At 43.3% G+C, this 15843-nt stretch carries 15 protein-coding genes; 14 read left to right on the forward strand and 1 reads right to left on the reverse strand.

All coding sequences use genetic code 11. The features are described 5' to 3' along the window. Nucleotides 1-13 precede the first annotated feature (13 nt). The 13 genes from nuoE (at nucleotide 14) to FTV04_RS08080 (ending at nucleotide 14000) form a co-directional block, all read left to right on the forward strand. Complete coding sequence (gene nuoE, locus FTV04_RS08020; RefSeq protein WP_078191103.1) at nucleotides 14-523, forward strand: NADH-quinone oxidoreductase subunit NuoE; 510 nt, start codon at nucleotides 14-16, stop codon at nucleotides 521-523. Beyond that, nucleotides 520-1851 carry an NADH-quinone oxidoreductase subunit NuoF gene (nuoF, locus tag FTV04_RS08025; RefSeq protein WP_111884890.1) on the forward strand — a complete coding sequence of 444 codons (1332 nt, stop codon included), beginning with the start codon at nucleotides 520-522 and terminating at the stop codon, nucleotides 1849-1851. The genes nuoE and nuoF overlap by 4 nt, the downstream gene beginning before the upstream one ends. Nucleotides 1852-1862: 11 nt before the next feature. Beyond that, entirely contained in the window at nucleotides 1863-4541 is a 2679-nt protein-coding gene (nuoG, locus tag FTV04_RS08030) for an NADH-quinone oxidoreductase subunit NuoG (RefSeq protein ID WP_180089201.1), read from the forward strand. A 3-nt stretch (nucleotides 4542-4544) separates the two neighbouring features. Further along, entirely contained in the window at nucleotides 4545-5561 is a 1017-nt protein-coding gene (gene nuoH, locus FTV04_RS08035; RefSeq protein ID WP_078191100.1) for an NADH-quinone oxidoreductase subunit NuoH, read from the forward strand. An 18-nt stretch (nucleotides 5562-5579) separates the two neighbouring features. Continuing rightward, the gene (gene nuoI, locus FTV04_RS08040; RefSeq protein ID WP_078191099.1) at nucleotides 5580-6122 is read left to right on the forward strand and encodes an NADH-quinone oxidoreductase subunit NuoI; all 543 of its coding nucleotides are present in this window, start codon (nucleotides 5580-5582) and stop codon (nucleotides 6120-6122) included. Beyond that, on the forward strand, nucleotides 6122-6640 hold the full coding sequence (nuoJ, locus tag FTV04_RS08045; protein WP_171262661.1) for an NADH-quinone oxidoreductase subunit J: 519 nt from the start codon (nucleotides 6122-6124) through the stop codon (nucleotides 6638-6640). Before nuoI ends, nuoJ begins: the two co-directional genes overlap by 1 nt. Beyond that, entirely contained in the window at nucleotides 6640-6948 is a 309-nt protein-coding gene (gene nuoK / locus FTV04_RS08050; RefSeq protein WP_067665227.1) for an NADH-quinone oxidoreductase subunit NuoK, read from the forward strand. The genes nuoJ and nuoK overlap by 1 nt, the downstream gene beginning before the upstream one ends. Continuing rightward, the gene (gene nuoL / locus FTV04_RS08055) at nucleotides 6945-8834 is read left to right on the forward strand and encodes an NADH-quinone oxidoreductase subunit L (protein WP_078191097.1); all 1890 of its coding nucleotides are present in this window, start codon (nucleotides 6945-6947) and stop codon (nucleotides 8832-8834) included. The genes nuoK and nuoL overlap by 4 nt, the downstream gene beginning before the upstream one ends. Nucleotide 8835: 1 nt before the next feature. Then, complete coding sequence (nuoM, locus tag FTV04_RS08060; RefSeq protein ID WP_078191096.1) at nucleotides 8836-10449, forward strand: NADH-quinone oxidoreductase subunit M; 1614 nt, start codon at nucleotides 8836-8838, stop codon at nucleotides 10447-10449. A gap of 3 nt (nucleotides 10450-10452) precedes the next feature. After that, nucleotides 10453-11997, forward strand: coding sequence for an NADH-quinone oxidoreductase subunit NuoN (gene nuoN, locus FTV04_RS08065; protein WP_078192290.1), 1545 nt, complete (start codon nucleotides 10453-10455; stop codon nucleotides 11995-11997). Between the two features lie 126 nt (nucleotides 11998-12123). Then, the gene (gene upp, locus FTV04_RS08070) at nucleotides 12124-12759 is read left to right on the forward strand and encodes a uracil phosphoribosyltransferase (RefSeq protein WP_078192289.1); all 636 of its coding nucleotides are present in this window, start codon (nucleotides 12124-12126) and stop codon (nucleotides 12757-12759) included. Nucleotides 12760-12844: 85 nt separating this feature from the next. Then, nucleotides 12845-13138 (forward strand): cold shock domain-containing protein, encoded by a 294-nt coding sequence (locus tag FTV04_RS08075; RefSeq protein ID WP_078192288.1) that lies wholly within the window; start codon nucleotides 12845-12847, stop codon nucleotides 13136-13138. Nucleotides 13139-13244: 106 nt separating this feature from the next. After that, the gene (locus tag FTV04_RS08080; protein ID WP_180089202.1) at nucleotides 13245-14000 is read left to right on the forward strand and encodes a cold shock domain-containing protein; all 756 of its coding nucleotides are present in this window, start codon (nucleotides 13245-13247) and stop codon (nucleotides 13998-14000) included. 23 nt (nucleotides 14001-14023) lie between these two features. On the opposite strand, the gene gigC is transcribed toward FTV04_RS08080, so the two are convergent. Then, nucleotides 14024-14902, reverse strand: coding sequence for a LysR family transcriptional regulator GigC (gigC, locus tag FTV04_RS08085; RefSeq protein ID WP_180089203.1), 879 nt, complete (start codon nucleotides 14900-14902; stop codon nucleotides 14024-14026). A gap of 85 nt (nucleotides 14903-14987) precedes the next feature. Between gigC and FTV04_RS08090 the strand changes: the two genes are divergently transcribed. Then, entirely contained in the window at nucleotides 14988-15749 is a 762-nt protein-coding gene (locus FTV04_RS08090; RefSeq protein ID WP_180089204.1) for a ferredoxin--NADP reductase, read from the forward strand. Nucleotides 15750-15843: the final 94 nt, after the last annotated feature.

Raw genomic sequence — 15843 nt, forward strand, 5'->3', positions numbered from 1 at the left:
GGGTAATCGCATTATGATGATTTTGACTGACAAAAAACCACGTGTGAACGTTGAAGGGATTTTAACTGCGGAAGAAATCCACGATATCGAACATCACATTGGTCACTATCCGTACCCACGCGCAGCATGTCTTGATGCGTTGAAGTGTGTACAACGCCGTAATGGCTGGGTAGATGATGCACAGATGAATGCTATTGCTCAATTGCTTAGCATGAGCCTTGCAGACCTAGAAGGTGTTGCTACTTTCTATAACCGTATTTACCGTCAACCAGTTGGTCGCCACGTAATTTTATTATGTGACTCGATTGCTTGCTTCTTGATGGGCGCGGAAACACTTGCTGAAGCATTCCAGCGTGAATTAGGCATTTCATTTGGTCAAACGACTGCAGATGGTCGCTTTACTTTATTGCCAATTTGCTGCCTAGGTAACTGTGACAAAGGTCCGACGTTAATGATTGACGAAGACACTCACGGTCTAGTTGAAGTGACTTCAATTAAACAGTTATTGGAGAAGTATGTATGAATACTGAACCAAAACCAATTTATGGCGACGGTAACCCAGAAACTCACCCATTAACTTGGCGTTTGAGCAAACAGGAACACGTACGCAGTGCAGATGATTACGAAGCACTTGAAGGTTATGCTGGCTTTAAGAAAGCTGTTGGCATGCAACCGAAAGAAGTGCTTGAAGTGATCAAAGCTGCGACTGTAAAAGGTCGTGGTGGTGCGGGCTTCCCTGCAGGGATCAAATGGTCGCTTATGGCGCCAAATGATAACTCAGGCCCTCGTTACCTTATCTGTAATGCCGATGAAATGGAACCAGGTACCTTTAAAGACCGTCTGTTGATGGAAAAACTTCCTCATCAGTTGATCGAAGGTATGTTGATTGCTGCTTATACATTAGAAGCAACACAGGGTTATATCTTCATCCGTGGTGAATACATCGAAGCGGCTCAATACTTAAATGAAGCATTGGACCAAATTCGTGCCAAAGGTTACTTGGGTGAAAACATCTTAGGTACAGGTTGGAACTTCGAGTTACACGTGCATACTGGTGCAGGTCGTTATATCTGTGGTGAAGAAACTGCATTGATTAACTCGCTTGAAGGTCGCCGTGCGAACCCTCGTACTAAACCGCCATTCCCACAAGTTGCAGGTGCTTGGGGTCGTCCTACGATTGTTAACAACGTAGAGACTTACAACAACTTACCCGCAATTATGCTTCGTGGTCCTGAATGGTATATCGGTTTATCTGAAGGTAAGTCGAAAGATCCAGGTACTAAAATTTATGGCGCTTCAGGCAAAGTAAAATTCCCAGGTCTTTGGGAACTTCCATTTGGTACAACTGCGCGTGAAGTGATTGAAGATCATGCGGGTGGTATGCGTGATGGTTTAAAACTCAAAGCATGGTTACCGGGTGGTGCTTCTACAGACTTCCTTGCTGCTGAACATATTGACCTTCCTATGGATGCTGAAAGCATCATGAAAGCAGGTTCACGTTTAGGTACGTGTTTGCTCATGGTAGTCGATGAAACTCAGTGTATGGTTTCTGCGACACGTAACTTAGAAGAATTCTTTGCGCGTGAATCTTGCGGTTGGTGTACACCATGCCGTGATGGCTTACCTTGGGCGGTTAAAGCGCTTAAAGCCTTGGAAGATGGCACAGGTAAGAAAGAAGATATCGATCACTTACAAGAACTTACTCGTAAGCTTTGGATTGGTAAAACTTTCTGTGCGCATGCTCCAGGTGCGATGGAACCGTTAATGGGCGCACTCAAACATTTCCGTGGCGAATTTGAAGCTAAAGTCGTAAATGCGGCAGCTCAAACTAGCAACGTAGAACAAGCTTAAGGAATTCGACTATGGCTACAATTCATGTCGATGGAAAATCGTATGAAGTCAACGGCTCAGAGAACTTGCTACAAGCATGTCTTAGCCTTGGCATCGACATCCCATACTTTTGTTGGCATCCATCCTTAGGTTCTGTCGGTTCTTGCCGTCAATGTGCTGTGACTCAATACGCGAATCCTGAAGATACTCGCGGTCGTTTAGTTATGTCATGTATGACGCCTGCATCTGACAATACCTACATCTCGATTGAAGATAACGAAGCAAAGAATTTCCGTGCTTCTGTTGTTGAATTCTTGATGACCAACCACCCACACGACTGTCCAGTGTGTGAAGAGGGTGGTCACTGTCATTTACAAGATATGACTGTAATGACTCAGCATGACCGTCGTCGTTACCGCTTCACAAAACGTACGCATTACAACCAAGAGCTAGGCTCTTTCATTTCTCATGAAATGAACCGTTGTATCGCGTGCTACCGTTGTGTGCGTTACTACAAAGATTATGCAGGTGGTACGGACTTTGGTGTGTATGCAAACGCTTCACGTGTTTACTTTGGTCGTCCAGAATCAGGTACTTTAGAATCTGAATTCTCTGGTAACTTGACTGAAGTGTGCCCAACAGGTGTATTCACAGATAAAACTCACTCTGAACGCTATAACCGTAAATGGGACATGCAGTATGCGCCAAGCGTATGCCAAGGCTGTTCTTCAGGTTGTAACATCTCTCCGGGTGAACGTTATGGTGAACTACGTCGTGTAGAAAACCGCTTTAACGGTGACGTGAACCAATACTTCCTTTGCGATAAAGGTCGTTTCGGTACAGGTTATGTGAACCGTGAAGATCGTCCACGTCAACCACAATTCCGCTCTGGTGCAAATGTGACTACAGTTTCTGTAGACCAAGCATTGGATACCGTAATTGAAAATATCCAAGGCAAAAAAGTATTGGGTATCGGTTCACCACGTGCGTCACTTGAATCAAACTTCGCGCTTCGCGAACTTGTAGGTCAAGACAACTTCTCAACCGGTATGGCTCAAAAAGAGCAAAAACTTGTTGAACTTGCAGCTTCTATTATGCAAACCGAAGGTGTTTATAACCCAGGTATGCGTGAAATCGAAAGCTACGATGCTGTGTTGATTTTGGGTGAAGACTTAACTCAAACTGCACCACGTATGGCTCTATCTGTTCGCCAAGCTGCGAAAAATAAAGCCAAAGAAATGGCTGCAGAGCGCCGTACGCAAGAGTGGTTGGCTGAGCCTGTACAACGTATTGCTCAAGATGCGAAATCTCCGATTTACATCCTTGCTGCAACTCAAACACGTTTAGCTGATGTTGCAACAGGTGAAGTTGTTGCATCACCTAACGACATTGCACGTTTAGGTTTTGCGGTCGCTGCTGCTGTCAAAGGTGAAGTGATCTTAGGTTTGGATGACGATGCAAAAGCATTTGCACAAACCATTGCCGACACTTTAAAAGCTGCGAAGAAACCACTTGTGATTTCGGGTACAAGCTTGCAAGACGCATCAATCATGGAAGCTGCTGCACAAGTTGCACAGAACCTTGGTAATGCGGGCTTAACATTGACTGTTCCTGAAGTGAACTCAATGGGCTTAGCGATCTTTGGTGGTCAAAGTCTAGAACAAGCATTTGCACAAGATTACGATACCGTGATCGTGGTGGAAAATGACCTTTATCGTCGCTTACCAGCCGCGCAGGTGAATGCTGCACTTTCTGGTAAAGAAGTGATCGTACTTGATCATTCTGAAACTGAAACTGTGAAAAAAGCCAACATCGTACTTTCTGCTGCTTCATTTGCTGAAGGTGATGGTACAGTTGTCTCTCAAGAAGGCCGTGCACAACGTTTCTACCAAGTGTATGACCCAAGCTACTACAAACCAGAACTTGCGATCAAAGAATCTTGGCGCTGGTTACATGCCATTGAAACTGGCGTGAAAGGCAAAGCGATTTCTTGGACAGTTCTTGATGATGTGATCGAGTCAGTAGCGAAAAACGTTCCTGCACTTGAAGCAATTCAAGATGTCGCACCAGATGCTGGCTTCCGTGTACATGGTCTGAAAGTGGCACGTGAACCACGTCGTTACTCAGGTCGTACTGCGATGCGCGCACCACTTTCTATTCATGAACCAAAACAACCAGTCGATAAAGACTCTGCGTTGACGTTCTCTATGGAAGGTTATGTAGGTAACCAAACTCCAGCTTCACTAGTACCATTTGCTTGGTCTGCAGGTTGGAACTCTCCACAAGCTTGGAACAAATTCCAAGATAACGTGGGTGGTCACTTAAAAGGTGGTGATGCAGGCGTTCGTTTATTTGATCGATTAGCGAAACGTCCAGCACGTACTTTCGTTGCACCTGCACCTGTTGCGGTTAATGGTGAGAGCTTCCGTCTTGTACCGATGCATCACATCTTCGCTTCTGGTGAATTTACAGTGAAAACTCCTGCGATGGAATCACGTATTCCTGAAGCAATGTTTGCTGTGGGTGAACAAGATGCAGCACGCTTAAATGTTCAAGATGGTCAACGTATCGCTGTGAAAGCAGGGGATGCTGAAATCGTCCTTCCAGTTCAAGTGATTGAATACTTACCTACAGGTTATATCGGTTACCCAGTGGGTCTAGCACCTACAGTATCGCTTGCAGAACCTGTTTCAGTCGCGGTAGGAGTGTAATTCATGGAACAAGAATTAATCCGTCAAACGCCGCTGTGGGCTGAAAACTGGCCAATCGCCTATTCAGTTCTTCAAGCAATTGTGATCTTACTGGTTGTGGTATTGATCGCTGCGTTGATGTCTTTTATTGAACGTCGTTTACTCGGCTTATGGCAAGACCGTTACGGTCCGAACCGTGTAGGTCCGGGCGGTATGTTCCAGATTGTTGCCGACATGCTGAAAATCATGTTTAAGGAAGACTGGACACCAAAATTTGCTGACAAATTGACTTTCCGTATGGCTCCAGCAGTTGCGATGGCAACTGCGGTGCTATCATTCATGGTTATTCCTGTTTCACCTTATCTAGGTGTTTCAGACATGAGCATCGGTCTATTGTTCTTTATGGCAATGGCTGGTATTGCGGTATACGCAGTATTGTTCGGTGGTTGGTCATCAAATAACAAATACGCATTACTTGGTGGTTTACGTTCTGCTGCTCAAACCATTTCTTATGAAGTGTTCTTGGGTATTTCACTGATGGGTGTGGTTGCGATTGCAGGCTCATTCAACATGCGTGAAATTGTTGAAGCGCAACGTGATGTTTGGTTTGTTATTCCTCAGTTCTTAGGTTTCTTGATCTTCGTGGTTGCGGGTGTTGCGGTAACTCACCGTCATCCATTTGACCAACCAGAAGCAGAACAAGAATTGGCGGAAGGTTACCATGTCGAATACGGCGGTATGAAATGGGGTATGTTCTTCGTTGCGGAATACGTCAACGTCGTACTGATCTCTGCATTAATCGTGACTTTATTCTTCGGTGGTTGGTTAGCGCCTTTCAACCTAGATATTCCATTCATTCCAGCTGCGTTCTGGTTCATTATTAAAACAGCATTCTTTGTAATGATGTTTGTCTTGGCTCGTGGCTCTTTAATGCGTCCACGTTATGACCAAGTCATGAACTTTGGTTGGAAAATTTGCTTGCCATTGGCGTTGGTTAACCTTCTGGTAACTGGTGCTGTGATTCTAATGAATCAGGCCTAAGACAGCAGGGAGAATAAAATGTTTAAATTTCTAGCTGGATTTGGGTCAATTGTACGTTCGTTGTGGATGGTATTCTCACACGCGACACGTAAACGTGACACTATTTTATATCCAGAGGTTAAAGCGGAAGACATCGTACCACCACGTTTCCGTGGTCGTATCGTGTTAACGCGTGACCCTGATGGTGAAGAGCGCTGTGTAGCATGTAACCTTTGTGCGGTTGCATGTCCAGTCGGCTGTATTTCACTACAAAAAGCTGAAAAAGAAGATGGTCGTTGGTATCCGGAATTTTTCCGTATCAACTTCTCACGTTGTATTTTCTGCGGTATGTGTGAAGAAGCATGTCCTACGACTGCGATTCAAATGACACCTGACTTTGAGTTAGGTGAGTATGTTCGTCAGGACTTAGTATATGAGAAAGAAAACCTTCTTATCTCAGGTCCTGGTAAATACCCAGACTATAACTTCTACCGCGTAACAGGTATGGCTGTTGCTGGTAAAGATAAAGGTCAGGCTCAACGCGAAAGCACACCAGTTGATGTACGGAGTCTATTACCATGATGTGGCCATTTTATTTGATGGCGCTTGTGGCCATCGTCTCTACCGTTCGTGTAGTCACTAACACGAACCCAGTACACGCTTTATTAAGCTTGATTATCTCTTTACTTGCAGTTGCAGGTATCTTCATGATCGTGGGTGCGCCGTTTGCCGGTGCCCTCGAAATTATCGTTTACGCTGGCGCAATCATGGTGCTATTCGTATTCGTCGTGATGATGCTGAATCTTGGTCAAAATACTGTTGAACAAGAAAGCAAATGGCTGACTTCTTCAGCGTGGGCATATCCTGCGTTGATGAGCTTTCTAATGGGTCTAATCCTTGTTTGGATGTTGAAGTCAGACTACACAACTGCTGGCACTGTCATGGGTGCTCAAGTTGTCGGTCCGAAAGAAGTGGGTACTTCACTCTTTACTCAGTACTTATTGCTGGTTGAAGTTGCTGCGATGTTATTGCTTGGCGCACTTGTCGCTGCATTCCATCTTGGCAAACGTGAGCCAGGTGCAGAAGAGGACAAAGAATAATGGGCAACATCCCTTTAGAACATGGTTTGATCGTTGCAACCATTCTTTTTGCACTGGGTTTTTACGGTGTGATGGTTCGACGCAACCTACTATTTATTTTAATGAGCCTTGAAATCATGATGAACGCTGCTGCTTTAGCGTTCGTTTTGGCAGGAAGCGCATGGGCACAGCCAGATGGTCAAGTGATGTTTATCTTGATCTTAACGCTTGCTGCAGCAGAGGCGTGTATCGGTCTTGCGATCGTCCTTCAGTTCTATCATCGCTTCCATCATCTGGATGTGGATGCTGCTAGTGAGATGCGCGGATGAGTTATTTATATTTAACAGTACTATTCCCGCTAATTGGTTTTATCCTGTTGGCGGCAGGTCGTAAAAATCTTCCTGAATCAGTTGCTGCAATTATTGGTGCAGGTTCAGTTGGTCTTTCAGCTTTATTTGCATTAATTGCCGGTATCGACTTTGTTAATAATGGTTCAGTTGCAACAACTCAGCATCTTTGGACTTGGTTCAGTGCAGGTAACTTAGCACCGGGCTTCACGCTTCATTTAGATGGCTTATCATTATTGATGATGGGCATGATCACAGGTGTGGGTTTCTTAATTCACATCTTTGCAACATGGTACATGCGTGGCGAAGAAGACTTTGCACGTTTCTTCTCATACTTCAACCTATTCGTAGCAAGCATGCTGCTTTTAGTGTTGGGTGACAACTTAGCGTTGTTATTCCTCGGTTGGGAAGGTGTAGGTCTATGTTCATACCTATTGATTGGTTACTACTACCAAACACCTGCAAACGGTTTTGCTGCAATTAAAGCATTCACTGTGACACGTGTGGGTGACGTATTCCTACTGATCGCATTGTTCTTGATCTACCAACAATTCGGTACTTTAAACATTGCAGAAGTTGTAGCTGCTGCGCCAACAGTTTTGGCTCAGAGTTCTTCGATTGCGATCTGGACTGCATTGATGTTGTTCTTGGGTGCTGCAGGTAAATCTGCTCAGATCCCATTACAAACATGGTTGGCAGATGCGATGGCTGGTCCTACACCAGTATCTGCATTGATCCACGCAGCAACAATGGTAACAGCGGGTGTTTACCTATGTAGCCGTATGTTCAGCGTGTTTGAACAAGCGCCAGAAGTGATGATGTTCATCTCAATCACGGGTGCGGTGACATTGTTGGTTGCAGGCTTTGCTGCATTGGTACAAACAGACATCAAACGTATTCTTGCTTACTCAACTATGAGTCAGTTGGGTTATATGTTTATGGCTGTAGGTGCTGAAGCTTACCAAGCTGGTCTATTCCACATGCTGACTCACGCATTCTTCAAGGCATTATTATTCTTGTCTTCTGGTGCAGTGATTTTGGCTTACCATCACGAACAAAACATCTTCAAGATGGGTGGTCTATTCCACAAAAATAAATTCTTGTTTGCTTGTTTCGCGATTGGTGGCGGTGCATTGGCAGCGATTCCATTCATCACGATCGGCTTCTTCTCGAAAGATGCGATTCTTGGTGCGGTATGGGTGAAAGGTCAAGCAATAGCAGTTTATGACTGCTTGTACTGGACTGGTGTAGCAGGTGCGTTCTTAACTTCAATTTATACATTCCGTCTTATTTGGGTTGTATTCTTTGGTAAAGAAAACACGCCTTACCATGAAATCAAAGGTGTTACTTACTGGGGGCCATTGGCGATTCTTGCAGTGCTTTCAACTGGTTTAGCTTATGTATTAAAAGCACCAGTAACGAATATTTTAAATGCTGCACAAATCCCAGCGTTTAATATTCCAGAAGCACTAGAACACGGTATGCATAGCGCTGAATATACAGCAGTTGGTATTGCACTTGCAGGTCTTGCAGTTGGTGTGGTGTTATTTGCCTTTGCTTATGGTGCAGTGAAATCGTTCGCGAAAACTTCACTGGGCGCGGGTCTTGCAAATATCTGTCGTAATGCACTTGGTTTCGATGCTTTGTACAACATTGTTTTCGTTAAGCCTTATTTGCTACTGGCTAAAATCTTTGGTCGTGATCCAATTGACGGCTTATGGCTTGTATTGCCTGCACTTGTTAAAGGCGGTAATAGCTTTACAAGTTCACGTCAAACAGGTTCATTGCGTGAATACGCATCTAGTATGGCATTCGGTACGTTTGCATTACTATTGATCCTGGTCGTGATTCAGGTCGTGGGGAAATAAAATGGAAACTCCAAACAATTTAATTCTACCCGCTCTGATCCTTATTCCGTTCATTGCAGGTTTTGTATGCTGGCTTGTCGATAAACTCGACAAGCACTTACCACGCTATATTGCCTTAATTGGTATGCTATTAACGTTGGTGTTAACCGTCGTTTTATGGCAAAGCGGTACTTATAACTACGAGTTGGGTACACAAGCTCCACAGTGGGCTGCTCAATTTAACTTACCGTGGATTACCACTTTAGGCATTAACATTCACCTTGCGGTGGATGGTCTTTCACTGCTTATGGTGGGTTTAACTGCATTACTGGGTGTACTTGCAGTTGGCTGTTCATGGGGTGAGATTCAAAAGAACGTTGGTTTCTTCCATTTAAACCTACTGTGGTCTTTAGGTGGTGTGATCGGTGTATTCTTAGCGATTGACATGTTCCTCTTCTTCTTCTTCTGGGAGATGATGCTGGTACCAATCTACTTCTTGATCGCACTTTGGGGTCATAAAGGGGCAGAAGGTAAGTCACGCGTTTACGCTGCAACTAAATTCTTTATCTATACTCAGGTTGCGGGTCTGATCATGTTGATCGGTATCTTGGGTCTAGTGGTTGTTGGCTTCCAACTTCACGGTCAAATCAGCTTTAACTATGACTTCTTGATGAGTGTTGCACACACTGTTGAGGCGAAAGCTCCAGCACTTGCGTATGCATTCATGATCTGTATGTTCATTGGTTTTGCGGTAAAACTTCCAGTTTTCCCTTTACACGGCTGGTTACCAGATGCACATGCGCAAGCACCTACAGCGGGTTCTGTCGACCTTGCAGGTATCTTGATTAAAACTGCGGCTTATGGTCTTTTACGTTTCGTTATTCCATTCTTCCCAGTAGCATCTGCTCAGTTTGCTGACATCGCGATCATTCTTGGTCTAATCGGTATTTTCTACGGTGCATGGTGTGCATTCCAACAAACAGACATGAAACGTCTGCTTGCGTACACATCTATTTCGCACATGGGCTTCGTACTTCTTGCTTTGTATGCAGGTAACATCCTGACATTCCAAGGCTTGATGATTATGATGCTGGCTCACGGTCTATCTTCTGCTGCATTGTTCATTATGTGTGGTCAGGTTTACGAACGTCTGCATACACGTGACATGCGTTTAATGGGCGGTATCCGTGGTCAGTTCCAATACCTTTCATTCTTCTTAATGTTCTTTGTTGCGGCACTTGTAGGTATTCCAGGTCTAGGTAACTTCATCGGTGAATTCCTGATCTTGATGGGTTCTTATGACAAGTTCCCTGTGTACACAATCCTTGCTGCAGTAAGCTTAGTATTTGCCGGCCTTTACGGTTTAATCCTGATCCACAAAGCGTTGTTTGGTACACCAAACGAAGAACAAAAACAGCATTACGCAAATCCGTTGAAAGACTTAAATGCGCGTGAAGTTGTGATTCTTTTAATCTGTGCTCTTGGTCTAGTATGGCTTGGTCTATTCCCACAAACGTTCCTTGATATTTCAAATTCAAGCATGGCGTGGATTGCAAATAGCTATATTCCAGTTCAAGAAGTCGTTGATGTTGTGCAGCAGATTGCTGTACAACCTGAAAATGTGGAGATGCAATAAGCCATGGACTTCACAATGTCATTTTCTGAGCTTATGCCATTAGCTCCTGTGATGATCGTGGCTTTAACTGCGATCGTCGTGATGTTGCTAATTGCAATCAAGCGTAACCACAATTTAGTTGCAACGACTTCCGTTATCGGTCTGAACCTTGCAGCCTTTTATATTATTTTTGTTTTCGTTGCAGGGCAGTATGCACCTGCAAACGTAATGAATTTGTTCATCGTAGATCCATTTACGATGTTGTACCAATTCGTGATTTTGATTGCAGCACTTGCTTGCTGCACATTGTCACATGCGTATATCGAAACCTATAAAGATAACCGTGAAGAACTTTATATCTTGATGCTGTGCTCTGTAACAGGTGCATTGTTAATGGTTGCAAGTTCGCACTATGCGTCTTTCTTTATCAGTCTTGAGTTAATGTCGATTCCTGTATACGGCCTATTGGCTTATACACACCAACGTTCACAGTCGCTTGAAGCGGGTGTGAAATATTTGGTGCTTTCAGCAACCGCTTCTGCGATGTTGTTGATGGGTATGGCTTATGTATATGCGTACACAGGTACAATGGCATTCGTTGCTGAACCAGGCAAAATGTTCACAACTTTCAGCCAACCGGGCGTAGTCCTTGGTCTTGCACTAATTGTCTTTGCTGTTGCATTTAAATTGTCTCTTGCGCCATTCCACAAATGGACACCAGACGTGTATGCCGGTGCGCCAGCGCCAATCGCGACATTCTTAGCGACTGTGGCTAAAGTGGCAATGATCGGTCTATTCGTTCGTTACTTCTTAGCTTCTGGCTTAATCCTTTCTGACAGCTTCATTACAATCGTGACCATTATTGCAGTATTGTCTATCCTTGCGGGTAACTTACTAGCAGTACGTCAAGTGAACTTGAAACGTATCCTTGCATATTCTTCAATCGCTCACTTTGGTTACTTACTTGTTGCGATTGTGAGTGCACGTAATACTGACTTTGTTCAAGTACAAGGCTTTGCAACATTCAGTAGCGTCAACGTTTATGTGATTACTTATGTATTAACAACGATTGGTGCGTTCGGTGTTGTGACACTGATGTCTAGCCCTTACAACAACAAAGACGAAGCAGGTAGCCTTGCTGAGTACCGTGGTTTGTTCTGGCGTCGTCCAGTGTTGACTGCAACACTGACTGTCATGATGTTATCTCTTGCAGGTATCCCATTAACAGCGGGCTTTATTGGTAAGTTCCTTGTGATCAAAACAGCAGTTGCTGGTGGTTCATGGTTCTTAGCTGCGATGGTTATCCTTGGTTCGGGTATCGGTTTATACTACTACCTACGTGTGATGGTTGTGATGTACATGACTCCACCGGAAAACCCACGTATCGACGCTGTCGATCATTGGGGTCAAAAAGTGGGTGGTATTATGGTGCTTGGCGCAGCTGCTCTTGTGTTGTTGATCGGTGTATATCCAGATCCAATCATTGCAGTTTCTCAAGTGGCATACTTTGCGATCTCACCTGAATTACAACAGTTCATTTTTAGCTTAATTCAAAGTGGATTTAACTAATGAATTAAGCAATTAATTTGCTTATTACAAAAAAGCCTCCTGTAAAGGGGGCTTTTTTATTTTTATCATTTGTTAAATAGCTTTATAATGGTTGAAATTTTATCTTAACCTTTTAGGTGTTCTCCCGTGGCTATCCATGAAATCCGTCATCCGCTTATTCGACATAAACTCGGCTTACTTCGTCGTGCAGATATTAGTACTAAAAACTTCCGTGAGCTTGCTCAAGAAGTGACTATGCTTCTGACTTATGAAGCAACGAAAGATTTACCAATGGTCGATCATGAAATTGATGGTTGGAATGGTAAAGTAACTGTAGATCGTATTGCCGGTAAAAAAATAACAGTTGTACCGATTTTACGTGCAGGTATTGGTATGTTGGATGGTTTCTTAAACCTGATTCCAAGTGCGAAAGTATCTGTATTGGGTTTAGAGCGTGATGAAGAAACTTTAGAAGCGCGTACTTACTACAAAAAATTAGTACCAGACGTACAAAACCGTTTAGCGATGATTATTGACCCAATGCTTGCAACAGGTTCATCGCTCGTTGCTGCTATTGACGTTCTAAAAGCCAGTGGTTGTAAAGATATTCGTGTCATGGTGCTTGTTGCCGCTCCAGAAGGCATTAAACGTGTAAATGAAGCTCACCCAGATGTGATCATTTACACAGCATCTGTAGACCAAGGTTTAAATGAAAACGGTTATATCGTTCCTGGTCTTGGCGATGCAGGCGATAAAATTTTCGGTTCAGTTCAAAAAGACTAATTTTTGCATCATGAACAGAAAAGGGGCTTTTATAGCCTCTTTTTTATATACTAAAGACATTGGAATAAATGGAATAGGGTACTTTATGAAGTCCGAACAATATAAAGGTAAAGTGAAGCAGTACAATCCTGAAAAGGGCTTTGGCTTTCTTTCATGTGAAGAAGGTGATGTATTTTTCCATATCTCTGACTTTCCCGCAGATGGTGTCGAGCCAAAACGTAATGATCGTGTGAAATTTAATGTGGTGAAAAATGGTGATCGTTATAAAGCCATAAACATTGAGCGTGAAGAAGACAAATCTGCAAAAGCTAAAAAATCTAAAGTAGTGGCAAATAACCAGTCAATTACTTCAGCTTTGCTTTCGAATTTGCGTAAATAATGTGATTGTAAGATTTCATGGAAATCTTTGAAATAAAAAAGAGGTCTATAGGACCTCTTTTTTATTATCATAAGAGCATTAAAAGAAAATGTGAGAGACAATTTTTATGTTTAAAGAGGGGAAAATCAAAAGCTATAACGTTGAGCGCGGCTTTGGATTTATACAACAAGATCAAGCACAGGATTTATTTTTTCATATTCGTGATTTTCCTAGCCGACACATCGAACCACGTGTTGGAGAAAATCTCAAATACAGGATTGAAGCAGATCGAGGTAAATTTAAAGCGGTAAATATCATCCGTTTAGATTTGAAAAAAGAGCAGTCCACTCATGAACAGATAAATCCGTCATTTGAATCAAGGTCGGATCGAGTGAATGACCAAGCTACTCCTCACGATACAGCCAAAGGCACAGTTTGGGGCAGTAAAATCTTCAGCATGATTGGACTCATTGTAATTCTAGTATTAGCTGTGGCTGTTTATGGGAAATATCAGCAGTACCAAGAACAGAAGCAGCTACATTTACAACAGCTCATGCAAGAAAATGAAAACATTGTAAAAGAACAACGTAAAGCTCAGGGGGATTTACCCGATCGGGTGCTGACTGAGCAAGGTGAAAAAAATCTATACGGCACAGCTTCAACGCAAGCTCAGTCTGTTGTTCAAGATACTGCGCAGGCACCTTCTTCAAGTGATACGCCAAGGGTAGTAGAGAAAGCACAGTTTAGTTGTGATGGGCGTACGCATTGTAGTCAGATGCGTTCATACGAAGAAGCAGTGTTCTTTAATAATAATTGTCCAAATACGAAAATGGACGGCAATAATGATGGCGAACCATGTGAACGCCAATTTAAAAATAGATAAAAAAGCGCCTTAAGGCGCTTTTTTTATTTTTCACAAAATTGCATAAAGGCTTTGAGACCCGGTCCTTGGTATTTCTGACGATGTACCAACATAAATAATGGACGGGCAAGTTGCCAGAACGGCGTATCTAAAACCACTAATTGACCTTTTTCACGTAAAGGCTCAATCGCCAGCTTAGAAATACATGACATACCAAGACCACCTGCCACGATTTTTAGAATGGCTTCGTTATGACCCAAGGTTAAACGTATATTGGCATCTGGCAGGTCTTTTAAAATTGCGTTGTCAAATACTTCACGTGTGCCTGAACCTTCTTCACGTAAGATCCATTCCACGTTATCAAAGTCAGCCGCAGTGAGTGCACGATCTAGCTTCGCTAAAGGGTGCTCTGGGGAACAGCACACCGCAAGTTCATCGTCACGCCAGTGAATGCATTGTAGCTGTGGCAGGTGGCATGAACCTTCAATTAAAGCCAAATCCAACTGAAATTGGTTTACCGCTTCAATCATTTGGCGGGTATTGCCGACTTGAAGTTGTAAATGTGCTTGAGGCTGAATTTGTAGGAAATTTGCCATGAGGTCTGGCATCAAGTAGTCACTGATGGTTAGGGTCGCACCCAAACGCAGATCAATACTTTGTAGTTCGCCTTTTGCTGCTTGTTCAAAAGCTTCACAGCGCCCTAAAATTTCCAAAGCTTGTGGCAATAAAAAACGACCCAAGTCATTCAATTGCAAGCGTTTACCAAGTCGGTCAAACAGTGGAGCACCGAGACCATCTTCGAGGTCTGCCAATGCCATACTTGCTGCACTTTGAGTAAGTTTGACAGCATCACTGGCTTTGGTAACGGTACCTTCTTGAGCGACTGCTACAAAAACAGCCAACTGGCGTAAAGTCATGCGCATGAATCAGGCCTTAACATTTAAAAAATATTAATAAATTATGCTGTCATGCTAACATGAGCACAGTCTGTCACGCCACGTTCAAATCATGTCAATTGAAAAATTTAGCTTAGAAAAGGTTTTATCTGTACACCGTTGGACCAATACTTTGTTCAGTTTTACCATGACACGCCCTGCACATTTTAAATTTACCGCTGGTCAGTTCGCACGAATCGGCTTGAAAGTGGGCGATGAATTGGTGGTTCGTGCCTATTCTGTGGTGTCGTCCCCTTTTGATGAAACTTTAGAGTTTTTCTCTATCGTCGTTCCAGATGGTGCGTTTACTTCAAATTTGCAGCATCTACAAGTTGGTGATGAGCTGTATTTAGAAAAAGTCCCTTATGGCTTCCTCACCTTGGCGCGTTATCAGTTGCCATTGCCTAAGGACTTATGGCTGTTGGGGACAGGGACAGGTCTGGCACCATTTTTATCGATGCTACAAGACTTTGAAACATGGTCTAAATACGAAAAAATTAATCTAGTCTACAGTGTGCGCACCTTATCAGAACTGGCTTATGTCGAGCGGATTCAAGAAATCGCGGAAACCTTTGGTGAAGGGCATACGGGCTTCAAATTTATTCCTATTGTGACACGTGATCCAAATGCACCGCTGCATGACCGTTTACCAGTTTTAATTGAAAATGGCGAATTAGAACAGGCGGCTGGCTTAGCATTTAATATGGAAACGACGCATGTCATGTTGTGTGGTAATCCACAAATGGTTGATGACACCAAGGCAGCATTAAAGGCGCGTGGTTTGACCATGAACCGCCGTGGTGAAGGTAATATTGCTGTAGAAAACTATTGGTAAGGTGCCATGAAAAAAGCTCATCGATGGATGAGCTTTTTTTATTTTCGGAAATTAAATAACTGATGTTATGCATGCAAAAGTAATTTTGCATTTT

Origin of the sequence: Acinetobacter sp. YH12219 (assembly GCF_013417875.1) — a bacterium.
Lineage (GTDB): Bacteria > Pseudomonadota > Gammaproteobacteria > Pseudomonadales > Moraxellaceae > Acinetobacter > Acinetobacter amyesii.